The sequence below is a fragment of the Enterobacter asburiae genome, from assembly GCF_001521715.1.
GTDB lineage: Bacteria > Pseudomonadota > Gammaproteobacteria > Enterobacterales > Enterobacteriaceae > Enterobacter > Enterobacter asburiae.
This window is the reverse complement of sequence record NZ_CP011863.1, coordinates 2,465,110-2,490,659: the sequence shown is the minus strand read 5'-3', so window position 1 is coordinate 2,490,659 and position 25,550 is coordinate 2,465,110. Positions and strand designations below refer to the sequence as shown.

General features: G+C 52.3%; 23 protein-coding genes and 2 pseudogenes. 15 read left to right on the top strand and 10 right to left on the bottom strand.

What is annotated here, in order from left to right:
- Position 1: 1 nt before the first annotated feature.
- Complete coding sequence (locus ACJ69_RS12155) at positions 2-1,708, bottom strand: sensor histidine kinase (RefSeq protein WP_059347111.1); 1,707 nt, start codon at positions 1,706-1,708, stop codon at positions 2-4.
- 388 nt (positions 1,709-2,096) lie between these two features.
- On the opposite strand from ACJ69_RS12155, the gene alaC reads away from it, so the two are divergent.
- Positions 2,097-3,335 carry an alanine transaminase gene (gene alaC, locus ACJ69_RS12150; RefSeq protein ID WP_023308710.1) on the top strand — a complete coding sequence of 413 codons (1,239 nt, stop codon included), beginning with the start codon at positions 2,097-2,099 and terminating at the stop codon, positions 3,333-3,335.
- 52 nt (positions 3,336-3,387) lie between these two features.
- On the opposite strand, the gene ypdK is transcribed toward alaC, so the two are convergent.
- Entirely contained in the window at positions 3,388-3,459 is a 72-nt protein-coding gene (gene ypdK, locus ACJ69_RS25285) for a membrane protein YpdK (RefSeq protein ID WP_099458937.1), read from the bottom strand.
- Between the two features lie 358 nt (positions 3,460-3,817).
- Positions 3,818-4,738 carry a kdo(2)-lipid IV(A) palmitoleoyltransferase gene (gene lpxP, locus ACJ69_RS12145; RefSeq protein WP_029741363.1) on the bottom strand — a complete coding sequence of 307 codons (921 nt, stop codon included), beginning with the start codon at positions 4,736-4,738 and terminating at the stop codon, positions 3,818-3,820.
- Positions 4,739-4,750: 12 nt separating this feature from the next.
- Here lpxP and ACJ69_RS25505 point away from each other — a divergent pair, with 12 nt between their 5' ends.
- The 12 genes and pseudogenes from ACJ69_RS25505 (at position 4,751) to ACJ69_RS25280 (ending at position 18,249) form a co-directional block, all read left to right on the top strand.
- Positions 4,751-4,888 (top strand): hypothetical protein, encoded by a 138-nt coding sequence (locus ACJ69_RS25505; protein ID WP_162791110.1) that lies wholly within the window; start codon positions 4,751-4,753, stop codon positions 4,886-4,888.
- Positions 4,889-5,521: 633 nt separating this feature from the next.
- The gene (tssB, locus tag ACJ69_RS12140) at positions 5,522-6,019 is read left to right on the top strand and encodes a type VI secretion system contractile sheath small subunit (RefSeq protein ID WP_059347110.1); all 498 of its coding nucleotides are present in this window, start codon (positions 5,522-5,524) and stop codon (positions 6,017-6,019) included.
- Positions 6,020-6,051: 32 nt separating this feature from the next.
- Complete coding sequence (tssC, locus tag ACJ69_RS12135; protein WP_029741365.1) at positions 6,052-7,596, top strand: type VI secretion system contractile sheath large subunit; 1,545 nt, start codon at positions 6,052-6,054, stop codon at positions 7,594-7,596.
- A 14-nt stretch (positions 7,597-7,610) separates the two neighbouring features.
- Positions 7,611-8,953 (top strand): annotated as a pseudogene (tssK, locus tag ACJ69_RS12130) (type VI secretion system baseplate subunit TssK).
- A complete protein-coding gene (gene tssL, locus ACJ69_RS12125) occupies positions 8,950-9,639 on the top strand; it encodes a type VI secretion system protein TssL, short form (RefSeq protein WP_054830071.1) in 690 nt (229 codons plus the stop codon). Before tssK ends, tssL begins: the two are co-directional and overlap by 4 nt.
- Positions 9,636-11,342, top strand: coding sequence for an OmpA family protein (locus ACJ69_RS12120; RefSeq protein WP_059347109.1), 1,707 nt, complete (start codon positions 9,636-9,638; stop codon positions 11,340-11,342). Before tssL ends, ACJ69_RS12120 begins: the two co-directional genes overlap by 4 nt.
- A gap of 5 nt (positions 11,343-11,347) precedes the next feature.
- Positions 11,348-11,839, top strand: coding sequence for a type VI secretion system effector Hcp (gene hcp / locus ACJ69_RS12115; RefSeq protein ID WP_023325816.1), 492 nt, complete (start codon positions 11,348-11,350; stop codon positions 11,837-11,839).
- A gap of 158 nt (positions 11,840-11,997) precedes the next feature.
- Positions 11,998-14,652 carry a type VI secretion system ATPase TssH gene (tssH, locus tag ACJ69_RS12110; protein ID WP_059347108.1) on the top strand — a complete coding sequence of 885 codons (2,655 nt, stop codon included), beginning with the start codon at positions 11,998-12,000 and terminating at the stop codon, positions 14,650-14,652.
- Positions 14,649-16,368 (top strand): annotated as a pseudogene (locus ACJ69_RS12105) (type VI secretion system Vgr family protein); the annotation flags it as partial. The gene tssH and the pseudogene ACJ69_RS12105, both read left to right, overlap by 4 nt.
- Positions 16,365-17,021 carry a DUF2345 domain-containing protein gene (locus tag ACJ69_RS25980; protein ID WP_407027169.1) on the top strand — a complete coding sequence of 219 codons (657 nt, stop codon included), beginning with the start codon at positions 16,365-16,367 and terminating at the stop codon, positions 17,019-17,021. The pseudogene ACJ69_RS12105 and the gene ACJ69_RS25980, both read left to right, overlap by 4 nt.
- Before the next feature lie 9 nt (positions 17,022-17,030).
- On the top strand, positions 17,031-17,891 hold the full coding sequence (locus tag ACJ69_RS12100) for a DUF4123 domain-containing protein (RefSeq protein ID WP_054830072.1): 861 nt from the start codon (positions 17,031-17,033) through the stop codon (positions 17,889-17,891).
- A 1-nt stretch (position 17,892) separates the two neighbouring features.
- Positions 17,893-18,249, top strand: a complete 357-nt coding sequence (locus ACJ69_RS25280) for a toxin VasX (RefSeq protein WP_153251350.1) — start codon at positions 17,893-17,895, stop codon at positions 18,247-18,249.
- Here ACJ69_RS25280 and ACJ69_RS12095 read toward each other — a convergent pair.
- Positions 18,241-19,448 (bottom strand): IS3 family transposase gene (locus tag ACJ69_RS12095; RefSeq protein ID WP_116799391.1). Its coding sequence is split into 2 segments (ribosomal slippage): positions 18,241-19,127 and positions 19,127-19,448, totalling 1,209 coding nucleotides; the frame shifts between segments, so codons are not numbered across the junction. The genes ACJ69_RS25280 and ACJ69_RS12095 overlap by 9 nt on opposite strands.
- A 6-nt stretch (positions 19,449-19,454) precedes the next feature.
- On the opposite strand from ACJ69_RS12095, the gene ACJ69_RS12085 reads away from it, so the two are divergent.
- Together ACJ69_RS12085 and ACJ69_RS12080 are read left to right on the top strand one after the other, a co-directional pair.
- A complete protein-coding gene (locus ACJ69_RS12085) occupies positions 19,455-20,423 on the top strand; it encodes a toxin VasX (RefSeq protein WP_407027168.1) in 969 nt (322 codons plus the stop codon).
- A gap of 50 nt (positions 20,424-20,473) precedes the next feature.
- A protein-coding gene (locus tag ACJ69_RS12080) for an IS1-like element IS1A family transposase (protein WP_103215986.1) occupies positions 20,474-21,171 on the top strand; the annotation gives its coding sequence in 2 pieces (ribosomal slippage) (positions 20,474-20,723 and positions 20,723-21,171; 699 coding nt in all).
- Here the strand turns inward: ACJ69_RS12080 and ACJ69_RS25275 are convergent.
- The 6 genes from ACJ69_RS25275 to ACJ69_RS12055 all read right to left on the bottom strand — a co-directional run bounded on the left by ACJ69_RS25275 (position 21,106) and on the right by ACJ69_RS12055 (position 25,498).
- Positions 21,106-21,843, bottom strand: a complete 738-nt coding sequence (locus tag ACJ69_RS25275; protein ID WP_153251352.1) for a hypothetical protein — start codon at positions 21,841-21,843, stop codon at positions 21,106-21,108. The genes ACJ69_RS12080 and ACJ69_RS25275 overlap by 66 nt on opposite strands.
- Positions 21,843-22,109 (bottom strand): PAAR domain-containing protein, encoded by a 267-nt coding sequence (locus tag ACJ69_RS12070; protein ID WP_032659264.1) that lies wholly within the window; start codon positions 22,107-22,109, stop codon positions 21,843-21,845. Before ACJ69_RS12070 ends, ACJ69_RS25275 begins: the two co-directional genes overlap by 1 nt.
- A gap of 2 nt (positions 22,110-22,111) precedes the next feature.
- Positions 22,112-22,843 carry a DUF6708 domain-containing protein gene (locus tag ACJ69_RS12065; protein WP_320204345.1) on the bottom strand — a complete coding sequence of 244 codons (732 nt, stop codon included), beginning with the start codon at positions 22,841-22,843 and terminating at the stop codon, positions 22,112-22,114.
- A gap of 73 nt (positions 22,844-22,916) precedes the next feature.
- Complete coding sequence (locus tag ACJ69_RS25270; protein ID WP_155616778.1) at positions 22,917-23,090, bottom strand: hypothetical protein; 174 nt, start codon at positions 23,088-23,090, stop codon at positions 22,917-22,919.
- Between the two features lie 59 nt (positions 23,091-23,149).
- Positions 23,150-24,127 carry a DUF6708 domain-containing protein gene (locus ACJ69_RS12060; RefSeq protein ID WP_059347103.1) on the bottom strand — a complete coding sequence of 326 codons (978 nt, stop codon included), beginning with the start codon at positions 24,125-24,127 and terminating at the stop codon, positions 23,150-23,152.
- Positions 24,128-25,498, bottom strand: coding sequence for a hypothetical protein (locus tag ACJ69_RS12055; RefSeq protein WP_059347102.1), 1,371 nt, complete (start codon positions 25,496-25,498; stop codon positions 24,128-24,130).
- Between the last annotated feature and the right edge of the window lie 52 nt (positions 25,499-25,550).

Sequence of the window (25,550 nt, the reverse complement as noted above, 5' to 3'; positions counted from 1 at the left end):
GTTACTCCACCTGGGGCAATAGTGATGTCGTCGTATGCGCGAGCGAGCGCTCATTCGGGACGTAAAAAGCAATTTCGGTACCCGGCTCAAGACGTTGAATATGCAGCCCGTCGCCGTAAAGCAGCTTGACCCGGTGGTGCACATTCAGCAGACCGATTTTATTCCCCGGCATCTCGTTAGACTCCACGCGCTCAATGACTTTTGGATCAATCCCGTGGCCGGTATCGCGCACGGCAATCCGCACCCGGTTGCCGCTTTCGGTGACGCTGATGGTGACGACGCCTTTGCCTTTACAGGGCTGAATACCGTGAACAATCGCGTTTTCGACCAGCGGCTGGATAAGCAGGCTCGGGATCACGCAGTTGACCTCTTCATCAATATCGTAAATGACCGTGAGCTTGTCGCCAAAGCGGGCCTGCTCAATCGCGATGTAGTCCTTGATCTGATAAAGCTCTTTTTTGATGTCGATCTGCTCGTCATCTTTCAGCTCGATGTTGTAGCGCAGATAGCGCGACAGGTTAAAAATCAGCTGGCGCGCGGTGTCCGGATTAAGGCGAATGGACGAGGAGATAGCGTTCAGCGCGTTAAACAGGAAATGGGGATTAATTTTACTCTGCAGCGCGCGCAGCTCTGCCTTATTTGCCATCTCGCGCAGCTGCTCCGCCCGCGAAACCTCAAGCTGGGTGGAGATAATTTGCGACAGGCCGATGGCCATCTCCTGCAGCGTCGAGGTGATCTGATGCGCGTGGCAGTAATAAATTTTCAGCGTGCCCGTCACGACGCCTTTCTCCCACAGCGGAATCACCAACATCGAGTGAATTTCCGGCGTTCGGTGGGCTTCATCATTGTTTTTAATAATGATTTTACCGTAGTTAATCGCCTGTCTGGTGGTCGGGCTTATGGTGTCATCGTTGTCGCGATAGTTGTGCTCCCCGACGCCAACGTAGGCCAGCACGTGGTCAATATTGGTGATGGCGACGGCGTCAGCGTGGATGTCGTGGCGGATAATTTCGCAGACCTGACGCAACGATTCCGCGTTCACGTGGCGGAAAAGCGGCAGCGTTTTGTTGGCGATATCCAGCGCCAGCTTGGCCTGACGGGCGGCACTGGCCTCTTTTTCCCCTTCAACGCTTTGCACCAGCAGCACGATAAAGCCGATGCACACGCTGCCCAGTATCATCGGAATACCGATTTTCGAAACGATATCTAGCCCCAGCGCGGTGGTGGGGGCCCAGACGACGACAAGGATCATAGTCAGCGTTTCGCACACCATGCCTGCGACGATCCCGGCGCGCCAGCGCTGTTTTTTCGGGATTTTGCGGCTGATCCAGCCGGAAAGCATCCCGGCGATAATGCTGGTGATAAAGCACGGCACCGCCGTTACGCCACCGATATCAATCAGGTAGCGGTGCGTCCCGGCAATCAGGCCGGTGATGACGCCCACCCACGGACCAAACAAAATCCCGCCGGACATGACGGCGATAATGCGCACGTTAACCAGCGAACCTTCTACCGGCACGCCGGACCAGGTGCTGAACAGGGCGAACAGCGAAAAAATGGCGGTAACGGCCAGCAGCTCTTTTGGCGAGTGGGCTGATTTGTGCAACAGCTCGCGAAACAGGCGAATGCGAATGAGGAAGAACAGGCAAATCAGCATTAATGCCGCGCGGTCAAAAACCGCCAGCAGCATAGTGAATATTTCGTGCACGAGTAGACCTGGGAAAACGGGAAAGAACCATGATAAAAAACCTGGCGCGTATTGACCAGCTATCCGTCAGGTTTATCAAATGAGGAAAAACCATAATTATGAAAGGGGATTATCTGGCGATGACCGAGGCGTCCTGTTTTTTTTCTTACCGGCGCATCGTCAGGTAACTGGCTTGATATCATTCTGTTAAATAACAGCTATCAGAAAGCCGATCCCGAAACAGGGGCTTCCGCTTTTAGGCGCAGCCGGGTTCCTGTTTTCAGACGATCGCTTTTTTTTTCATTTCCCTCTCGACAGCATGATTTTTTTCAGGTTATTTTCTAAACATGCCACATCGGTGGCAGCGTCGCTCGGACGGTCCGGGCGCTAACGTTAATCTGAGGAATCTATGGCTGAATTCAGTCCTGAACGCCGTTTTACGCGTATCGATCGTCTCCCCCCTTATGTTTTCAATATCACTGCTGAACTGAAAATGGCTGCGCGTCGGCGCGGCGAAGATATTATCGATTTCAGCATGGGTAACCCTGACGGCCCAACGCCACCGCATATCGTTGAGAAGCTCTGCACGGTAGCCCAGCGCCCGGATACGCACGGCTACTCAACCTCTCGCGGCATTCCCAGGTTACGTCGCGCGATCTCGCGCTGGTATCAGGATCGCTATCAGGTTGATATCGATCCGGAAAGTGAAGCGATTGTCACCATCGGCTCGAAAGAGGGGCTGGCACACCTGATGCTGGCTACGCTGGATCATGGCGATACGGTGCTGGTGCCTAATCCAAGCTACCCGATCCATATCTACGGCGCGGTGATTGCCGGAGCGCAGGTCCGTTCTGTGCCCCTGGTGGAAGGTGTCGATTTCTTTAACGAACTGGAACGTGCGATTCGCGAAAGCTATCCGAAACCCAAGATGATGATCCTCGGTTTCCCCTCGAACCCAACGGCGCAGTGCGTGGAACTCGATTTCTTCGAGAAAGTGGTAGCCCTGGCCAAGCGTTATGACGTGCTGGTGGTTCACGATTTAGCCTATGCTGATATCGTCTATGACGGCTGGAAAGCCCCGTCGATTATGCAGGTCCCGGGCGCGCGTGATGTGGCGGTAGAGTTCTTCACCCTGTCAAAAAGCTACAACATGGCGGGCTGGCGTATTGGCTTTATGGTGGGTAACAAAACGCTGGTGAGTGCCCTGGCGCGCATTAAGAGTTATCACGACTACGGTACCTTCACGCCGCTGCAGGTCGCGGCTATCGCTGCCCTGGAAGGCGATCAGCAGTGTGTTCACGAGATTGCCGCCCAGTATAAGCGCCGCCGCGACGTGCTGGTAAAGGGGTTGCATGAAGCGGGCTGGATGGTGGAAATGCCGAAAGCGTCCATGTACGTCTGGGCGAAAATTCCGGAGCCGTATGCGGCGATGGGATCGCTGGAGTTTGCCAAAAAACTGCTGCAGGATGCGAAGGTGTGTGTGTCACCGGGCATTGGCTTTGGTGATTACGGCGACACGCATGTGCGTTTTGCCCTGATTGAAAACAGCGACCGTATCCGTCAGGCGGTGAGGGGCATCAAGAGCATGTTCCGGGCCGACGGTCTTCTCACCTCAAAGAGCGTCGCTGAACACCCCGCGTCGTCATAACATAAAAAAACAGGAGCCGATGGCTCCTGTTTTTTTGACAGCATGTTCTTCACTAGATCATCAGGGCAAAGGTTCCGGCCCAGACTAAAACAATCACCGAAATGCCCATAAAGAAATATTTCACGTTTCATCGCTCCGCGTATCTTGTGGTACGCATTTAAAAACAGAGTCCACCTGATTATAGAGAACTGAAATCCGGTCCAAACGGAAATGAGAATTTTCCCGTTACGCCGTCAACTCCAGCTCAGAATTCTGTGCTTTCATGTTGCCAGACGGCGCTAATGTACGCTTAAAAATGAGGGGTGACAAGAGGGATTTTTTTAAATAATTTCCGTTACTTACGAGTGTCGTGGAACGGCGACAGTTTGATTTCGCTTCGCAATAAATTCACTTTGGGCGACGCATTGAAAAGACGCTTACTCAGCGGAAGGACAGGTGATTGAAAAGGTTAGTTTCTTAGCGAAACTAACCTTCATGAAGGGCTAAATATAGAGCGAGGTTTCGCCAAGAGGGCGGGTTTTGAAACGACGGTGCATCCACAGATACTGCTCTGGCGCGCGCATGATTTCAGTTTCGATGACTTTATTGATAAACGCTGCGGCTTCGCATTCGTTTTCCGGATAGTTAGCCATTTCAGGGGAGATGTGCAGACGATAACCTGACTTATCTGCTTTTCTCACCATCGTCACGGTCAGCATGGAGGCACCAGACAGACGTGAAATGACAAAAGTACCGTTAGTCGTCGCAACATCTTTCACCGCAAAGAAAGGCGCAAAGCTGCTGCCTTTACGTCCATAATCCTGATCGGGGGCAAACCAGACGGCCTCTCCTTTCTTGAGAGCACCGACCATACCGCGCAGGTTATTACGGCTGATCATCGCCTTATTGGAGCGCATGCGGCCTCGCGTCTGCACCCATTCCATAAGCGCACTGTTGTGCGGTCTGTAGGTTGCCATCATTGGCTGGCAAAGCCCCATCACGCGGCCGCCCAGCTCCAGTGACATAAAGTGGACGCCGACAACCATCACGCCGCGTTTTTGCATCTGCGCGCGTTTAAGGTTATCCAGCCCTTCAACATCAAACCATTTGCGGACACGCTCATCCGGCCAGAACCAGGCCATGCCTGTTTCAAGCAGCGCCATGCCGATAGACTTGAAGTTTTCAGCAATGAGTTTCTCACGCTCTTCGGCATTGTACTGCGGGAAACAAAGTTCAATATTTTTACGCGCGATGGATTCGCGACGTTTCAGGAAAACGCGGGAAGCGCTGCCCAGTTTCGACCCCAGCAAGCGCAGGACAGGGTACGGAAGTTGAACCAGCAGCCAGAGTACGCCAAGACCAAACCATGTAAACCAGTAACGCGGGTGTAAAAACGCACGTTGAAATTTGGATTGAGACAAAATAGTAGAACCTATGTGAAGCCTGTAAAGGTAGCGCAGAGTTTGCGATACGACGTGCCGATAAGACCGTTCTTCAAGGTGATGGTTGCAGACTTTACCGAACTTTACGGCGTTGCCTGGCCACTGCTGATTTGGGCGGGCGGCGTAATGTAGCACCGTTATACGATATGTGCTATTACTCGTTTTTGATTAAAAAAGCGGCGATTCGGGAGGTGTTTGATTTTACACTGTATAAATTCCAGAAGTAAGAGCAGCCTTCATGCCTGAGGGGAGAACTGAAGCCTTTGCGTAAGCAGGAGTAGGCCGACAAAAGAGCAGCAGTGTTTATTTTCGGACCTGCATATGCGTTTTATTTTCCCTTCGGATAATAGATAAGAATTTTCTTTGTGAAAATTCTTATCTATTATTTATGCCATCAATCAATTCGTCGCTTATATTTATTCATTAACCTCTGACTTTTATCTTCTCGCAATAACCTATCGCTGTTCATTCGTCTTTTTTTGATATCATTTCGTGATATAAATCAAAACAAGATGGTTTTATTAGCATCTCTCTGTTTGCGATCCTTTTTACGATACAAATATTCGCTTCGCATGAAGAAAGCAGTGTCTTTTACTAAGGCAAATGGATAATTCGCAATAATGTCTTGGTGTAAAATTCTTAAGAAATTTCTCATTGCGGATAAATGATCTGTATATTTGATTTTACGTCGATCATTATTCTAATATTGCGCATCAAGAACGACACCGTGAAGTTGGCGTAGCAAAAACACAGAGGGATGATGAAATGGCTGACAGTTTTCAGAATGAGGTGCCTAAGGCACGTATAAACCTGAAGCTTGACCTGCATACGGGCGGGGCAAGCAAGAAAATGGAATTACCGTTGAAATTACTGATTGCGGGTGATTTCAGTAATGGTCAGGAGTCTGCTCAAATATCTGAGCGTGAGAAAGTTAACATCACGAAAAATAATTTCGACAGCGTTCTTTCTGAATATTCCCCAAAACTTAATCTAACCGTTAAAAATACGCTGTCTGAGGATGGTGGTGAGGACTCTATTCAGCTGACTTTTCAGAGCATGAAAGATTTCACGCCAGAGCAGGTGGCTGCTCAGATACCGCAGCTGAAAGCAATGTTGGCGATGCGCAACTTGCTGCGCGATCTGAAGGCTAACTTGTTGGATAACCAGACTTTCCGAAAAGAGCTGGAAAAAATCGTTCTGGACCAGTCGCTTAGCGCTGAGTTGCGAAATGAACTATCCGCGCTGGCATCAAGAAAATCGTAACCATCACGCTGTTTTAACGGATTTATCAAGGAATGCTCATGTCTGTACAAAATAATATTGCCGGGAGTGAAAGCGTGGTGCTGGAACGTCCTGCTGCGGGTGGGGTTTACGCCTCCCTGTTTGAGAAAATCAATCTGAGTCCTGTCTCCGAGTTGAGCGCATTAGACCTCTGGCAAGATGCGCAGGCGATGTCAGATGCGACCGCTGATGAGCGTCTGACTGCAGGTATGCAGGTCTTTCTGGAATGTCTGACCAAAGCAGGCGCGAAGGTCGAAAAACTGGATAAAAGCCTGATCGATCATCACATCGCTGAGCTCGATTACCAGATCAGCCGCCAGCTGGACGCGGTTATGCACCATGACGAGTTTCAGGCGGTCGAAAGCCTGTGGCGTGGAGTGAAGTCACTGGTTGATAAAACAGATTTTCGCCAGAACGTGAAAATTGAGCTTCTGAGTATGTCCAAAGAAGATCTGCGCCAGGACTTTGAAGACAGCCCGGAAATCATCCAGAGTGGTCTGTATAAACACGCCTACATTGATGAATATGATACCCCAGGCGGCGAGCCGATTGCGGCACTGATTTCCGCTTACGAGTTTGATGCTTCAGCGCAGGATGTCGCTCTGCTTCGCAACATCTCCAAAGTATCCGCTGCTGCACATATGCCGTTTATCGGCTCAGCAGGCCCGAAATTCTTCCTCAAGGAGTCAATGGAAGATGTCGCGGCAATTAAAGATATTGGTAACTATTTTGACCGCGCAGAGTACATCAAGTGGAAATCATTCCGCGATACTGACGACGCCCGCTACATCGGCCTGGTCATGCCGCGCGTATTGGGACGTTTACCGTATGGCCCGGACACCGTTCCGGTTCGCAGCTTCAACTATGTCGAAGAAGTCAAAGGTCCGGATCACGACAAATACCTGTGGACTAATGCATCGTTTGCCTTCGCTTCAAACATGGTGCGTAGTTTTATCAATAATGGCTGGTGTGTACAAATCCGCGGCCCGCAGGCTGGTGGTGCGGTTCAGGACCTGCCTATTCATCTGTACGATCTCGGTACCGGCAATCAGGTAAAAATCCCGAGCGAAGTGATGATTCCCGAAACCCGCGAATTCGAATTCGCGAATCTGGGCTTCATTCCTTTGTCCTACTACAAAAACCGCGACTATGCGTGCTTCTTCTCAGCCAACTCCACTCAGAAACCGGCGCTGTATGACACCGCTGATGCGACGGCGAACAGCCGCATCAACGCCCGTCTTCCGTACATCTTCCTTCTGTCGCGTATCGCCCACTACCTGAAGCTGATTCAGCGCGAGAACATTGGTACCACTAAGGACCGCCGACTGCTGGAGCTGGAGCTGAACACGTGGGTCCGCAGCCTGGTGACCGAAATGACCGATCCGGGCGACGAGTTGCAGGCTTCTCACCCGCTGCGCGACGCGAAGGTGGTAGTGGAAGACATCGAAGACAATCCGGGCTTCTTCCGCGTGAAGCTGTACGCCGTCCCGCATTTCCAGGTGGAAGGCATGGATGTAAATCTGTCGCTGGTTTCCCAGATGCCGAAAGCCAAATCGTAAAAACAGGCAGGAAGCTGATGAAAACGGAACAACCGTTATGGGGCAGGGGCATTATGGTCTCTCCCCAGCATTTTCAGCAACAGGTCGCGTATGCGGCCTGGTCTGCCGAATGTATTGCCCGACTGGGCCTCTCCTGTCCATGGGGGGTTATCAACGCCACCTTCGAAACGGAAGCTCTCAGGCTTGGACGTCTGCAGGCCCATCATCTGCATGTTCGTTTTCAGGACGGTACGCTGATTGATACAGATAATGCGGATACCCTGCCACCGGTCCTTTCGCTTGAACGCGAATCGCAGGAGGTGACGGTGGTACTGGCACTCCGCTGCTGCGGTCGAACGGCGGCAACTGCCTGAAACCCGAAGAAGTGGCCGAGCGTCCGGTGCGATATCGTCAGCGCTGGCGGGATGTGCGCAATGCTTATGGAGATGACACCCGCCAGATTGCCGTAATGCAGCCCGAACTGACCCTGCGTTTTGCGCATCAGAATAACAGCGATTACCTGATTTGTCCGGTCGCCCGACTTCAGCAAGACTCGCAGGGTACATGGCAATTAGACGAGACGTTTCTTCCTCCACTGTTGACTCTCCAGGGCAGCCGTTGGCTGGTTACTCAGCTTGAACAACTCATGACCCAACTGCGGGCTCGTCTGTGCCGTCTGATGGCGATGCGGCGTGAAAGCAATGAGCGTATGGCAGACTTCGCCGTGGCCGATGTATCACTGTTCTGGCTGCTCAACGCGCTGAACAGCGCTGAGCCCGTGCTTGGCCAGTTCCAGCGTAACCTGCAAAGCCCGCCGGAGCGTCTGTATCCGGAACTTTCTCGACTGGCAGGGAGCCTGCTGACCTTCTCTCTGGAACATCAGGTGAGCGCTATACCGATCTGGCACCACGAGCAACTCAATATAGTGTTTCCGCCGCTGTTTGATTTGCTTGGCGATTTGCTTGAAGCCAGCTTGCCGTCCCGCGTGGTGTCTCTGTCACTCGACTATGACCCACGACTGCACTTCTGGCAGGCTCGACTCCACGACCCGCGTCTGCGCGAAGGGGCTGATTACTATCTTTCTGTGCGCTCGCCGATCCCAGTAGCGCAACTGCAGGAACAGTTCCCGCGTCAGTGTAAGGTGGGCAGTCCTGACCATGTGCGGGGGATCGTCAACTCTTCCCGCGTGGGCGTGCCGTTGATGCCATTGCGCCATGTACCAGCCGCCATTCCGCTGCGCCTGGAAAATCAGTATTTCAGTCTCGATCTCTCCCATCCTCTGGCGACTGAGATGCTCCAGAGTGGGACGTGTATGTTTTACGTCCCGGGCATGCTGGGCGAGCCTGAACTTGAACTCTTTGCGGTACTGAGAACATGAGTGAACGTAAACACGGCGCCGCCGTATCTGTTGATATTGACGCACTGCTGCAGAATACATGGCTGCAGGTCATTAGCCTTCGTCATGGACCGCAGTTTCAGGAAGGTGAAGGTCGGGTTTTGTGGGAGCGTTGCGTCGCTGACGTGGAGCGCGTTCAGCGCGAACTGAAAGCGAGTGAACTCGACGAAGCCAGCTGTGAGCATATCCTCACTGCACAATGTGCATTACTTGACGAAGCGGTCAAAGGGCGCGGTGTGGAGGATGACGCCTGTGTGCAGTGGTATGACATTCCCCTGCAGGGACACTTCCTCGGCACGATGGATGCCGGCGACACCCTGTGTGACAGGATGCGTGATGTCCTGCGTGAACCTGCGCCAGACAATGCCGTACTGACCTGCTTCCAGCGGGTAATAATGCTCGGATTTATGGGAAGTTTCCGCTCGCTGAACGATCCTGAACGCCAGAAGCTGGTCAGCGCACTCAGTGAACATGTCGCGCCGTTCAGCTTTCCTCAGACCCACCCTGTTCTGGCAGAAAGCCGTGCCGGATGGGGAATGGGCGGATGGCTCGCATCATGGCCTGCACGTATTGGACTAAGCGTGATTGTTCTTGCCGCACTCTGGTGGGGACTGGATCGTTGGCTCGATCAGATGCTGCTGACCCTGCTGCCGGGAGCTATAAAATGAGTCCTGCACAACAGCGCGGGCTTGCGCTGTGGGCCGTTCTGCTTAGTGCAGTGGTCTGCCTGGGCTTTCTGCCGGTATCCCGGCTGGCTTCAGTGCTTGTTCTGCTGGCGATGCTTGGGGTCATCTTAGTGTTCTGGTATATCACCAGACCTCGTGGAGAGCATGATGTCACCCTGCGTCTGGATGACCTTCCTGAATCCTCTTACCGTCAACCCGTGGTGCTGGTTTGTGGCGATCTGCCGCTGACCTGGCCGCAGCAGTCATCAGTACTCATCGTCACGCAGGGATGCTGGATCCGCGTTGAGGATCATCATGATCTGGAGCAGGTTGCCCGTCAGGTACTGTGGCAGCGCCCGGACTGGGGGCGTCAGCTGTCGGTGATGGTCAGTGTCTGCCCGCAGAAACGCGTTGACAGCGAAGCCCTGACAAGTCGTCTGCTGGCTCTGCGCTGGCAAATCAGCCAGTTGCGTAAAGAAACGGGACATTCTGTGCCATTGATTTTGAATGGTCAGATCGGCAGTGCGATGACGGATGACATGCTCTGGCAGGCTGCTATTCCGGGTGAAGGGTGGACTGTCTGGCGTGAGTCGAATGCGCCTTGTTCAATTGCCGCGTGGGTCTCAACTGGCGGTGCGCCTGTGATGGAGCAGCAGGTGCTGATGAACAGCCTGATGAGCTGGTTCCATCAGCATGTCCAGGCGGTATTCATCGATGATAATCCTGATGTTCCGACCATTGCACCTGCAGCGCAGCTGTGGGGAATGGGGCTGATTCTTGCCGGAAGCCTTGCATCTTCAGCCTGGACGGCGTGGTTATCGCGTCATACTGCCATGCAGCAGGTGGCTGGCTGGCAACCGGTAGGGACGGACAGTACGGTGATCTCACCCTTACCGGATTTCATCCTGCCGCTGCTACCGGAGGGAAGTGGACTCACTCCCCGTGCCCGCACCTGGCGCTGTGCCCTTGGTCTTTTCACCCTGGCGGCCATCGCCGCGCTGCTCAGCAGTGGCTGGAACAATCGCCAGCTGTTGCATCGCGTGAGCTTCGATATAGCCCGTTATGACAGCCTCTCCATGGATGACTACGGCCCGAAGGCTAGCGCCGTAGCGGCCCTTCGTGAGAATGCGGCGCTGCTGGATGACTATGCACGTAACGGCGTACCGGCCCGACTGGGTCTGGGGCTTTATCAGGGGGAACGTCTACGGATGCCCCTTCTGGAAGCGATCCGCTCGTATGTGCCGCCGCCTCCTAAACCGCAGCCAACCCCAAAACCGGTGCCGAAAATTGTGAGGCTCGACAGCATGTCGCTGTTCGATTCCGGCAAGTTCGAGCTGAAAGCGGGTTCCACCAAAATGCTGGTGAATTCTCTGGTCGGCGTGAAGGCGAAACCGGGCTGGCTGATTGTCGTGTCCGGCCATACCGATAACACCGGCAATCCGCAACTAAACCAGACGTTGTCTCTGAAACGTGCCGAAGCGGTGCGCAGCTGGATGCGTGATACCGGAGACGTGCCGGAAAGCTGTTTTGCGGTGCAGGGCTATGGCGAAAGCCGCCCTGTCGCAACCAACGACACCCCGGAAGGGCGTGCGCTTAACCGCCGTGTCGAAATCAGTCTGGTACCGCAGGCTAGTGCCTGTCAGATACCCGGCAAACACCTGGCGCCATCGGAGGATGATGGCGTCTCAGAAAATAAAACGGAGTAATTAACATGGCAATTCCTGTTTATCTTTGGCTGAAGGACGACGGCGGCGCGGACATTAAAGGGTCTGTGGACGTTCAGGATCGTGAAGGCAGCATCGAAGTGGTTGCACAGGAGCATAACCTGTACATCCCGACCGACAACAACACCGGCAAGCTGACCGGCACCCGCATCCACACGCCGTTCCTGTTCACGAAGGAAATCGATTCCTCCAGCCCGTACCTGTACAAGGCGGTGACCACGGGTCAGACCCTAAAATCCGCTGAGTTCAAGTGGTACAAAATCAACGACGCGGGCCAGGAAGTGGAGTACTTCAACACCAAACTGGAAAACGTGAAGGTAGTGAAAGTGAATCCTGAAATGTATGACATCAAGGATCCTTCGAAAGAGAAGCACAACCACCTTGAACGCGTTGAACTGCGTTACGAAAAAATCACCTGGACCTACAAAGACGGCAACATCATTCATTCCGATTCCTGGAACGAACGCGCCACGGCGTAATCCTGATGCGGGCAGGTTTTCCTGTCCGCAGTTTTTTGCTGAGTGCCTGAGATGCGGGCACTCAGCAAAGAAAAAACAATCTGCCTGCCTGACCTTATGCGCTTTGGTGAACAGCGAGGGGCGGTAGCGTGTCCAGGAACCGACAAAGAGAGAGTCTCATGGAAAATCCAGCCATCCTGTTACGTCGTCTGAACCCTTACTGTGCCCGTGCGATGGAAGGCGCGGCGTCGCTCTGCCAGACCCGCGCCCATGCGGAAATTTTGCCGGAGCACTGGCTGCTAAAACTGCTGGAACAGGGGGAAGGTGACCTGACGGTGTTGGCGCGTCGCTATGAATGGGATATGGATGGCATCTGGCAGGATTTGCTTGGCTGGCTCGACAGACAACCTCGCTCCGTGCGCCATCGCCCCCAGCTGTCTGATGCCATTCAGACGCTGATGCAGGAAGCCTGGATGATTGCCTCCCTTAACAGCGAAGAGCACATTCGCAGCGTCCATCTGCTGATGGCCCTGGTGGAAAAACCAAAACTGGCACGTTGTGACGGTCTTTGGCCGTTGTTAACGCTTGCTCAAAGCCAGCTGGAGCGCCTGCGGCCTCTGCTGGATGCGCAATCGGATGAACGTCTGGAAATGCAGCGCGAAGCTGAACTGGCGCAGAGCCTCGGTGGTGAGATGGAATTTGTCGGACGTCCGGCTGGTGTGGAAATGAAAGAGGGGGAACTGAGCCCTGCGCTGCAGAACGCGCTGGATAAATTCACCCTCGATGTCACTGCCAAAGCGAAGGAAGGGAAGATCGATCCTGTGTTTGGCCGCGACACAGAAATCCGCCAGATGGTGGACATCCTTTCCCGCCGCCGTAAAAACAATCCGATCCTGGTCGGCGAGCCGGGCGTGGGGAAAACTGCACTGGTTGAAGGTCTGGCGTTGCGTATAGCCGAGGGTAATGTGCCGGAATCCCTCAAAACGGTTACCCTGCGCGCCCTTGACCTGGGTCTGCTGCAGGCTGGCGCGGGCGTGAAAGGTGAGTTCGAACAGCGTCTGAAAAACGTCATCGACGCGGTGCAGCAATCGCCTGTACCTGTTCTGCTTTTTATTGATGAAGCGCATACCATCATTGGCGCAGGTAATCAGGCGGGTGGTGCAGACGCGGCCAACCTGCTGAAACCGGCGCTGGCGCGTGGCGAACTGCGTACTATTGCGGCCACCACCTGGTCTGAATACAAACAATACTTCGAGCGTGACGCCGCGCTGGAGCGCCGTTTCCAGATGGTAAAAGTGGATGAGCCTGACGATGACACTGCCTGCCTGATGCTCCGTGGCCTGAAATCCCGCTATGCCGAACACCACAATGTGCATATCACCGACGATGCGGTTCGTGCGGCAGTTACTCTTTCGCGTCGTTATCTGACCGGACGTCAGCTTCCTGATAAAGCGGTCGATCTGCTGGACACCGCTGCCGCTCGCGTGCGTATGAGTCTCGATACGGTACCGGAACAGCTAACCCGCCTTCGCGCGAGTATAGCTGCGCTCGACATGGAGAAGCAGGCGTTACTGGAAGATATCGCCATTGGCAATCAGTGTCATGCCGAACGTTTGAGCGAGATTGAGCAGGAAGAAGTGCGTCAGATAGTGACACTCGACGAACTGGAAACCCAGTACGGTCAGGAGATGAAACTCACCGAGCAGCTACGCGAAAGCCGTCAGGATATATCACGCCAGAGTGAGACTCACAGGCTGCAACAGGAGCTTAACGAGATGCAGCGCAGCAACCCGCTGCTCTCCCTGGATGTGGATGTCCGCACCGTTGCCAACGTGATTGCCGACTGGACAGGCGTGCCGTTGTCATCACTGATGAAGGACGAGCAGACCGAACTACTGACTCTGGAAAATGAAATCGGTAAACGTGTGGTTGGGCAGGATGTGGCGCTTGAGGCCATCGCCCGGCGTCTGCGTGCGGCAAAAACGGGCCTTACCTCCGAGAACGGTCCGCAGGGGGTATTCTTGCTTGTCGGTCCGAGCGGGGTGGGGAAAACCGAAACCGCGTTTGCGCTGGCGGATGTGCTGTACGGCGGTGAGATATCCCTCATCACCATCAACCTGTCCGAGTATCAGGAGCCGCACACGGTGTCGCAGTTGAAAGGCTCGCCACCGGGTTATGTCGGTTACGGCCAGGGCGGTATTCTGACCGAAGCCGTACGCAAGCGCCCGTATAGTGTGGTTTTGCTCGATGAAGTCGAAAAAGCGCACCGTGACGTGATGAACCTCTTCTATCAGGTCTTCGACCGCGGATTTATGCGCGACGGCGAAGGGCGCGAAATCGACTTTCGCAATACCGTCATCCTGATGACTTCCAATCTCGGAAGCGACCACCTGATGCAGCTGCTGGATGAAAACCCGGAAGCCACGGAAGCAGACCTACACGAACTGCTGCGCCCAATCCTGCGCGATCATTTCCAGCCCGCGTTACTCGCCCGCTTCCAGACGGTGATTTACCGTCCGCTGGCTGAAGCTGCCATGCGTACCATTGTGGAAATGAAACTGTCACAGGTCAGCAAGCGCTTGCACCGCCACTACGGGCTGACCACGCAAATTGACGAGAGTCTCAATGACGCGCTGACTGCCGCCTGCCTGTTGCCGGATACGGGGGCGCGTAACGTTGATAGTCTGCTAAATCAACAAATTTTGCCGGTGCTGAGCCAGCAATTGCTCACCCACATGGCCGCCAGACAGAAACCAGCGTCGTTAAGCCTTAGCTGGAGTGAAGAGGAGGGGATCGGCCTGGAGTTTGATCGGATACAGGGAGTAAACGCATGAGCAACAATCCTCCGTTAAGATTCAGCCATAACCACCACCTTCTGGTGGTGAAGGGCTGTGAGGCCGAACCCGACGTGCTGGCTTTTGACGGCGACGAAGCCCTGAGCCGACCGTTCAGCTACCGTGTTGAGTTCACCAGCCGCGATCACGGCATCAGCAAAGAGATGATGCTGATGAAGCCCGGCTCGCTGACGCTGCAGGCCCCGGTTGACCAGGGTTATGGCATCAAAATCCAGCAGCCGCTGCGGGTGATTCAGGGGGTGGTGACCGGTTTTGAACGTCTCGGCACCTCAAAAGATGAAACGTATTACGCCCTGACGCTCCGGCCACGCCTGGCGCTGCTTGACCGTTCGCACCAGAACGCCATTTACCAGGACATGTCGGTCCCGCAAATTGTGGAAAAAATCCTGCGCGAGCGTCACGGCATGCGCGGTCAGGATTTTCTGTTCTCGCTTGCAAAAGAGTACCAGCGCCGCGAGCAGGTGATGCAGTACGGCGAGGACGACCTGCATTTCATCACCCGCCTGCTGGGCGAAGTGGGCATCTGGTTTCGCTTCACTACCGACACGCGCCTGAATATTGATGTGGTGGAGTTTTACGATAGCCAGCAGGGTTACGAGAAAGGTCTGACGCTGCCGTCGGTGCCGCCGTCCGGGCAGCACTCGCAGGGTGTGGACTCGGTGTGGGGGATGGAGAGCCGCCACAGCGTGGTGCAGAAGCAGGTCAGCACCCGCGACTACAACTACCGTCAGGCCACGGAGAACATGAATACTCTGGTTGACGTCACCCGGGGGGACGCGACCACGTACGGGGAAGCGTACCACTATGCCGATAATTATCTGACGCCGGGCAGCGCGTATGACCTCAATCCGGCGCCCGAGTCCGGGGCGTTTTATGCCCGCATCCGGCATGAGCGCTACCTGAATGGTCAGACCCGGGCGCAGGGCATCACCAGCTGTCCGACCCTCTCGCCGGGTCAGGTACTGAAAGTCACCGGCGGGTATGAAGTGGCAGACGTGTTTGCGCATGGCGTGGTCATCACGGCGATGCGTACGTATGCCCGCCGGGATAAGGACTTTGCGGTTGATTTTGACGGCATTCCGGACAGCACGGATTTCAGCTTCCGTCCTGAGCCTGGCTCACGTCCGGTGATGGCCGGGACGCTGCCGGCACGTGTCACGAGCACCACCGAGAACGACACCTACGGACATATCGATAAAGACGGCCGCTACCGCGTCAGCATGCTGTTTGACAGGGACTGCTGGGAAACCGGATTCGAGAGCCTGTGGGTGCGCCAGTCCCGCCCGTATGCCGGCGACACCTACGGCCTGCACCTGCCGCTGCTGGCGGGCACCGAGGTGGCGATTGGCTTTGAGGACGGCAATCCGGACAGGCCGTACATCTCCGGCGTGCTGCACGACTCGGCCCACGGCGACCACGTCACCATCCAGAATTACAAACGCAACGTCCTGCGTACCCCGGCGAACAACAAAATCCGCCTTGATGACGAGCGCGGGAAAGAGCATATCAAGGTTTCGACGGAGTATGGCGGCAAGAGCCAGCTCAACCTCGGGCATCTGGTGGATGCTGAAAAGCAGCAGCGCGGTGAGGGGTTTGAGCTCAGGACGGACAGCTGGGGAGCGATACGGGCGCAGAAAGGGATATTTATCAGCGCTGATGGCCAGACGAAGGCGCAGGGGCAGGTGCTGGATATGGCAGCGGTTAAACGCCAGCTATCCGACGCCCTGTCTTTGGCTGAATCACTCTCCAGTCTCCTGGAAACTGCAAATATCGATTCACTGGATAATGACACACAACAAAGTTTCTTACAGCAAAGTGTGGATGCCCTGCAACAGCCGGTGATTGTGGCGGGTGCACCAGCAGGGATTGCACTTTCTACGCCTCAGCATATTCAGTTCAGTGCTAACCAGAATCAGATATTAACTGCAGGCGGGAATACGGAAATATCAGCGTTAAAACGTATTGCCTTAGTCGCGAAAAAAATGGTGGTGGTGTTTGCACATGAGATGGGAATGAAACTGGTTGCGGCGGCAGGGAAAATCGAAATGCATGCCCAGACTGATGGGCTTGATATCACGGCCGCGAAAGGTTTAACCATTACCAGTACAGAAGATGAAATCCTTATCACTGCGAAAAAGAAAATCACCGTGCAGTGCGGTGGTTCTTATCTGACGATTGACCCGGCCAAAATTGAACACGGCACCAATGGCTGCTTTAAGGTAAAAAGTGCTGATTTTGACTATGCGGGGCCAGCGAAACTGGATGTTCCCTATCCGAAATTTACCGCCTGCGAATCCATGGCTTCAGAAGCTTCAGGTAAGGGTGATGCGACCATACCGTTGAGTTAAGGACGACTGATGATTAATTACCTGGAGCAGCCTTTTCAACTGGCGGACCATCAATATGCAATAATTGACCGTATGCGGGTGCCAGAACTGCCGGAAAGCTGGCCGCATATCGAACTGGTTTCGCCGATGCTGGTACCACAGGCCCATCTTTACCCGTGGCTGATACCGTTGCATGAGCTTCCACCTGGCGAGTGGAGAACATTTATGGCAGACCTTTCACGGTGTGCAGACCCAACTTCACCGCCGAATTGTCCCCTTTTACTGTCCAGTCCACGTCCGGTTAAGATTGTACGCAATTTGCTGGTTAATGCCCTGTTTTTAAGGGATGCAAACCAAAGGGGACATATCTTGCGTTATTACGATCCGCGAGTGTTGTTTCATCTGCACTGGATGTTGAGCCCATGGCAATTGTTTAACCAGCTACCCGCCCAGGAAATACCGTACTGGACATTCTGGCTGGAGGGAGAGTGGCACACACTGGCGTTCCCGGCTCGAGTTTCTTGCCTGCCCGGAGACCAAACAGAAATTCCGCTGGCGCAATTACAGCGTTGTGGGCAGATAAACCTTGTCCTGGAAAAACTGCCACGCAATGCCAATATGGCGCAGCGCCAGCAAAGTAGTCGAAAAATAGATGCATTGCTTGTGCAGGCAATGACATGTGGACTGCCCACTCAGGAAGATCGTATTGCATTTGCGCTGCATGGATTAATGCAGCCAGAAGGTTTCTGGATCGCTCCGAAGATGGCGGCATTTCTGGCACAGTCCCGACAGGCTCCTGACTATTATCGTGATGTAACCAGTAACTGGGATGAACATCTCTGGCAGGAGATGACCCAAATGCAGCCTTATAATAATGCATGGAACAATTAATATGAGCACACAAAAAGGCTGTAAATTCTGTACCCGCTATGGGTTGCCACTTTTACCCGTTCGCCCGGCGGTTGTGGCAAAGGATGATGCATTACCTCTTTTGCCAGGTAGCGTCACCGTACCTGCAGTAGCAAAGGGCGAAACTGCATGGACGGGACGCTTGCTGCGTGAGGGCTATTTATACATCTGGTCTGAGTCAGGTAACCGCTGGATAAATTATTTTGTCACTTGCGAAGGATATTATTACCCGCTGCCTGAAAATGGAGATGTGCCTACTGATATTGCAAATGGTAAGGCTAAGCCATGCGTTACTGATCTTGACCCTCCATCTCCGGACAGCTTTTGTATCTTAAGTTAACGATGTCCGCTGCCGCCGGTATTCCCTCGGGGAGTGATATCCCAGCGCGCTGTGCGGGTGGTTTTCATTGTAATGCGTGAACGCTACTGCAAGGTTTCGCAGTGCTGTTCTCACATCCGGTTTTGGCATGAACGCGATATAGTCTTCTTTCATCGTTTTCACGAACCGTTCGGCCATGCCATTACTCTGCGGGCTGCTCACCGCTGTTGTGCAGGGCTCCAGATTCAGCTCTCTCGCGAACCTCCGCGTTTCATACGCGGTATACGCTGAACCGTTATCCGTCAGCCACTGCACTGGTGTTTCCGGTAGCCTGTCGCCGAAGCGCTTTTCCACCGACCTCAGCATCACATCCTGCACGGTCGAACTGTCATAGCCTCCCGTGCTTGCTGCCCAGTCTATGGCCTCACGGTCGCAGCAGTCCAGCGCGAACGTTACCCGCAGTTTTTCGCCGTTGTCGCAGCCGAACTCGAAGCCATCTGAACACCAGCGCATATCGCTTTCTGCCACCGCTATCTTGCCCTTATGTTCACGCTTCGGTCGCTCTGGTTTGTCATGCAACAACAACAGGTTATGCTCGCTCATTATCCTGTAAAGCCGTTTGGCGTTCACAGGTGGCTGTCCCTCTGTGCGACGTTGCTTGCGCAGGATGCCCCACACGCGTCGATAACCATAACTCGGCATATCGCTGATGATGTCGAGGATAGCCGACAGTATTTCTTCGTCTGCTTCGTCATTACGCCGGTTACAGCGCCTGTCCTGCCAGTCGGCAGAACGGTTAATCCGCAGTGACAGCTGCGCACGCGACACGCCCATGGTGCGGCTGACCAGGGCTATTCCCCGTCCTTTGGCAACAAGGGCGCGTGCGCTATCCATTTTCGCGACTGGCCGTACTCCACGGCTTCTTTCAGGATCTCAACTTCCATCGTCTTCTTGCCCAGAAGGCGCTGAAGTTCCCGGACCTGCTTCAGAGCAGCAGTAAGCTCAGAAGCAGGAACGACTTCCTCTCCGGCCGCAACGGCGGTGAGGCTGCCTTCCTGATATTGCTTCTTCCACTTAAACAGCAGGCTGGGCTGGATACCATGCAGGCGGGCGACATGGGAGACATTCATGCCCGGCTCCATCGTCTGCTGGATAATGGCGATCTTCTCCTGAGGAGTTTTACGTTTACGGGCTTCTTGCCCTAACAGGATCCCGGTCATCTCAAAATTGGCGTTAGTGTTAGACATATATTCAAGCCTATCTCTTATCTGGAGATACAGCTACTGTCCGGTGTTTCAGGGGGCTACATCACTAAGCCATGCGTTACTCAGCCAGAAGAACTTGCGAGTGCATCACTGATAACGCTCCCGGTAAAGCCCTTGGGCATGAAAAACGGCGTGTTCTGGTTCTGCTGGTCCGAAGTGGAATGGACACCAGTGGTCCGCACAAAGCATGAAGAAGCGTCTTATCGCATCCAGTATATGCAACCTTTTGACATGGATGGCTGGATTAATAGCGGTAAGGCGGACCAGGTTATTGCAATATCAGCGCTGACTGAAACTGTGGCGGAATACAGCAGTGAAGGAAAAAACAGCAGCGGCAGGATATGGTCCCCTGCACCATGGAAAGCTGCCACGACATTTGAAGCCCTTTTAATTAAAAAATCGGCAGACAAGCTTTACCCAAATAAAGGGGCAATGATTGTGCTGCAGGATCCACCTGCAGTCTTGCAGGATCTCTCCGCCGTTATAGACTTTGAATTGCAAAAAAACGTCTACAAAAAAGCCGAATATCAAAGGGAGCTTGCTCTGGCTTCTGCAATTACTGGTTTGAAAGAATCGATGAATCGTCAGTTTGAACGTGACGCTATTGAGAAGAATGAGAGCCAGGAACGCAATGCGCTTTATGGCCCCTTTGGCTATAGCGTGAACGGTGATGTTCCGGATAATATGTATACCTCGATCGGTGATCGGAAAGTAAAATCTGAGGCAGCCAGGAGGTGGGCGGAGTATGAACAATACTATGAACCATCAAAAGTGGCTGGTTTTCAGAAGAAATTTAATCAAATTTTACAGCAGTATAATGACAGAATCGTAAGCCCACGTACTGAAATGTATCTTGAGTGGATAAAGGGCAGCGTATTGCTCGAATATTTTAAGCATAATTTTGATACCCAGGAATTGAAAAGTGGGTGATGCTGCCAACTTACTGATTTAGTGTATGATGGTGTTTTTGAGGTGCTCCAGTGGCTTCTGTTTCTATCAGCTGTCCCTCCTGTTCAGCTACTGACGGGGTGGTGCGTAACGGTAAAAGTACTGCCGGACATCAGCGCTATCTCTGCTCTCACTGCCGTAAAACATGGCAGTTACAGTTCACATACACCGCCTCTCAACCCGGTACGCACCAGAAAATCATTGATATGGCCATGAATGGCGTTGGATGCCGGGCAACCGCCCGCATTATGGGCGTTGGCCTCAACACGATTTTACGTCACTTAAAAAACTCAGGCCGCAGTCGGTAACCTCGCGCATACAGCCGGGCAGTGACGTCATCGTCTGCGCGGAAATGGACGAACAGTGGGGCTACGTCGGGGCTAAATCGCGCCAGCGCTGGCTGTTTTACGCGTATGACAGGCTCCGGAAGACGGTTGTTGCGCACGTATTCGGTGAACGCACTATGGCGACGCTGGGGCGTCTTATGAGCCTGCTGTCACCCTTTGACGTGGTGATATGGATGACGGATGGCTGGCCGCTGTATGAATCCCGCCTGAAGGGAAAGCTGCACGTAATCAGCAAGCGATATACGCAGCGAATTGAGCGGCATAACCTGAATCTGAGGCAGCACCTGGCACGGCTGGGACGGAAGTCGCTGTCGTTCTCAAAATCGGTGGAGCTGCATGATAAAGTCATCGGGCATTATCTGAACATAAAACACTATCAATAATTTGGAGTCATTACCGAAACCAATGCTGTTTTGCACCAGTTGCTTTATCACGGCGAGCTCTTCGGGTGATAAAGATATATCCGGGCTGAACTGAAATAACACAGCCAGGGGAGACTTTTGGGGCATGCGTTGAAATACGTTTTGTAGCGCAGTCTCCCTTAGCAAAGAGTTTATTCGTTCTTTTACTCTCACCAGTACAGGTAATCCCATATCGCTAAAACTGGCGTGGTGGATAAGCAACTCGCCTGTCTCGTCCACCTTTGCTGGCAATATAATACCTTCAGGTACTTGCATCTGTTGCGAAATGGATTCAGAGGAAATGACATGCGGCAGGTGAACTACGTAACCAAACATACCGAGACTACGCTGACCGGACCGAATGTCCTGAGCAAGATCCCACTCCCTGGCAGCATCCCAGCCATCTGCCAGCCATTCCCCAGCAAGATAAATCAGCCAGCGAAACGCAAATGCAACCCCACCAATGACTGAGGGGATTCCAAGAAAACAAAACCAGAACGTAGCCGTATGAGTGGGCGAGCTCGTAGGCCAGAAAAAGGCGGTGATCCCCGCTCCGGCCATAATAAGTACAACCAGGAGTATCACCCAGCGCTTAAAGGATGGTGCAGATTGTCGTTTTGCACGTGGTGGAATACAGGTAAGTTCAACGGGCATTATTTACTCGTAGTCGCATTACTTAAAGAAGCGATCAGTGTGCATCCACAGGTACATTTATATCCGTGAAACGCAACTGGTACGCCATTATCCTTCATAGTTGGATGCCCTTCAGCGATAAAAGAAGGGCTGTGGCCTAATATCGGGCAACTGACCGGATCGCCTTTACGCGCCACACCAATACCGGCAAATTTCATTTTCTTTGAGCCATCCATAACCTGGCCGCCCCCGGTGGTTTTATCACCGATACGAATGATACCCTTCATCTTTATTCCCTGTTGTTTGCTGATGGTTTCCTGAAAAGATTTCGCCATGGATGTTCAGGATTACCAGAAGCATCGACCCGATAAGGGTCATCTTTATCAACCCGGCACAGTGACTCAATACTCTCGGGCCAGACGGGCACCCTGCTTGTCACCATCGCCAGGTAGCGCGGAACGCTGAAAATAAATGCCAGCACAAACAGGAGCGGGAACAGAAATAACGGTGCGCCGTTAAAGCCGGATAAAAGATAGAGCAGACCAAAGCGATAGCCCTCGCGTTTTTTTGCGATGGGCAGGCAAAAATCAACAACCCGAATGACGGACTCAGGCCCTTCTTCCATGTAACGTCGGACAAACTCCCAGTGCCTTTCAAGCTGCTTCCTGTCCGAGTGCGTGGCCGGCAGACAGAAGGTGTCAATCACGGTATTGTTATCTTCCGCCAGCACATGACCGCTGATGTAGTAGTCTTTGTTCGCATCTTTTCTGTGGCTCAGTCCTGTGGTGAAAAAAACGCTATCCCAGGGAACGCTGTAGGCTGAACCATTTAACCGGAATACGTGCACCAGTCTGTTTTTTCTGTCAAAGCGAACGGGATAATGAGTCCAGGCAAACCATTCTATTTTAAGAAGCTTGAATGAAAACAGAATTGCCGGAACTAACATTAAAGTAAAAATCAAAAGTTCTTTTTCACTTCCCGAAATCTTCCACCTGAGATAAGGAATGGTTCCAATAAGCACAACCAAGTAAAATAGCGACAATCCAAAAAAAACAAATTGCAGCGATCAATCCACCGAAACCCTTCGCTGGGTATTATTTGTCAACTAACTCCAGATAGTGGGAATTGAGTGTTATCACTTTCATATCAGGAACTAAAGTTTGTCCATCCAGTTCAGTTGCCTGATGTTGTTTTAGCTGATGCGTTCTCTCTTCATCACTAAGAGACCGATGTAATTTAAACTTAGGAAAAAGACCGTAATAATCCATTTTATTCTACACTCCCGGAGCCAATTTAACCTCACCCCATTCCAATATACCTTTCATCTTTATTTCCTGTTATTTGCTGATGGTTTCATGAAAATATTCCGCCATGGATGCTCAGGATTACAAGAAGCATCGACCCGATAAGGGTCATCTTTATCGACCCGGCACAGTGACTCAATACTCTCAGGCCAGACGGGCACTCTGCTTGTCACCATCGCCAGGTAGCGCGGAACGCTGAAAATAAAGGCCAGCACAAACAGGAACGGAAACAGAAATAATGGTGCGCCGTTAAAGCCGGATAAAAGATAGAGCAGACCAAAGCGATAGCCCTCGCGTTTTTTTGCGATGGGCAGGCAAAAATCAACAACACCAATGACGGACTCAGGCCCTTCTTCCATGTAACGTCGGACAAACTCCCAGTGCCTTTCAAGCTGCTCCCTGTCCGAATGCGTGGCCGGCAGACAGAAGGTGTCAATCACGGTTTTGTTATCATCCGCCAGCACATGACCGCTGATGTAGTAGTCTTTGTTCGCATCTTTTCTGTGGCTCAGTCCAGTGGTGAAAAAAACGCTATCCCAGGGAACGCTGTAGGCTGAACCATTTAACCGGAATACGTGCACCAGTCTGTTTTTTCTGTCAAAGCGAATGGGATAATGTGTCCAGGAAAACCATTCTGTTTTTAGAAGCTTGAATGAAAACAGAATGGCGGGAATCAACATTAAAGTAGAAATCAATAGTATTTTTTCACTACCAGAAAATTGCCATCTGAGATAGGGAACGGTGTCAATCAACACAGCGAGGTACAGTAATGACGTAGAAAAAAAGCCAAATGCAGCGACAAACCCACCGAAACCCTTCGCTGAGTAATATTTGTCAACAAGTTCAAGATAATGGGTGTTAAGTGTTATAACCTTCATATCAGGGACTATTGATTGTCCATCCAGTTCAGTTGCCTGATGTTGTTTTAGCTGATGCGTTCTCTCATCATCACTAAGAGACCGGTTTAATTTAAACTTAGGAAAAAGACCGTAATAATCCATTTATCCCTCCACTCCCAGAGCTAACTTAAGCTCATCCATTTCCATTTTCATGGTTGGCCATACAGGCAGTTCTGCAGCTTCTATCTTCTTATATTTTTCTTGATTTTCCTTCGTATAATCAGTGCCAACAGGTATTCGTCGCCATAAGCACTGCACCAGCCATTTTTGAATGTTATCGCGATTCTGAAACGCAAGATAAATAGTAGTGCCTATCAAAATCGCAACTGCTATAAACGTTCCTATCACAGGTATCGCCCAAACTACAGCAACTGCAAGCCACAAACCAGCGAGCCCTGACATACCGTAAGCAACAAAAAGTCCAATATGCCCTTTATTTAATTCATTGAATGCATGATATAAATCATACCCCGCAGCAATCACTCCAGCCACCACGCCTAATGCTTTCCCCACATAACCAACCCATCTGAGAAAGGTTTCAGAACTGAAAACCCGGAGCCTCGACGCAGCATTGGCAAATAACCGAAATTGTTTAATACCGGTCTCAATAATGCCTAATGTCGTGCTTCCAAGGCCTAATACGCCCGCCCAAAATCGGGAATGCGCTTCTCCCTGATCGGCAGTGAGCGTTTTCTTATTGTGAATATCAGCAGAAATAAAAAGTGCTGCAACCTGAAGAATCCCGGAACATACCCCTAATGTAAATGGCATAGCCTGTCCGGCTTTTGTGACTCCACGCTGGACAGCGCCCTGCCAGCGGCTAAATTGCTGAGCTTCAACGTCTGCCGAGGTTCGAAGTAATTTACTCAATGCAATAGCACGCTCTTTGGGTGGCAGCGATGCCATCTCGTGCACTTTGTCAATATCAACCATAACCAGGAATTTTTTTGTTTCCTCCACTTCCACTGGCAACCCGTCGATCCTGAGTCGTCTCAACTCCCGTCTGACATAATGTCGTAAGCTGTCTTTATTTACTCTGCTGTCCAGCCCGCTTTCCTTAGCCAGTTGCATGACAACTTCAGAAACAAACTCTTTATATTTCCCTGTTTTTTCTAAAGGAACCAGTGCCTTATTTGTTATTGCACCCATCGCAACTAAACAGCCGTAGACTTTGTTTGATTCTAATGCCTGTGCGATCTGTTTTGTTAATATACCTGAAAGTAACCCGATGAATATTCCTGCCACACCGGCAGCATTGTCACGCATTTTTTCGATACCATCTTTAAAAGCATCGGCGATACCATTCCAGGGAATGGCAAACCAGTCCGAAAAGCCTTCAGTAGCTTTAGCTAACTTTTCAGCCAGAACATCCTGATTTAATATTAAAGCACGAGCCAGTATATTTGTTACATCCGTGGGTGTCCCTGACAACAAATCATTAAAATGACGAATGACCCCCACTTTGTCCTGCATCCCGGCAATGCAGTAATTCAGCGTCTGGACATATTCAATACCACTTTTCAGG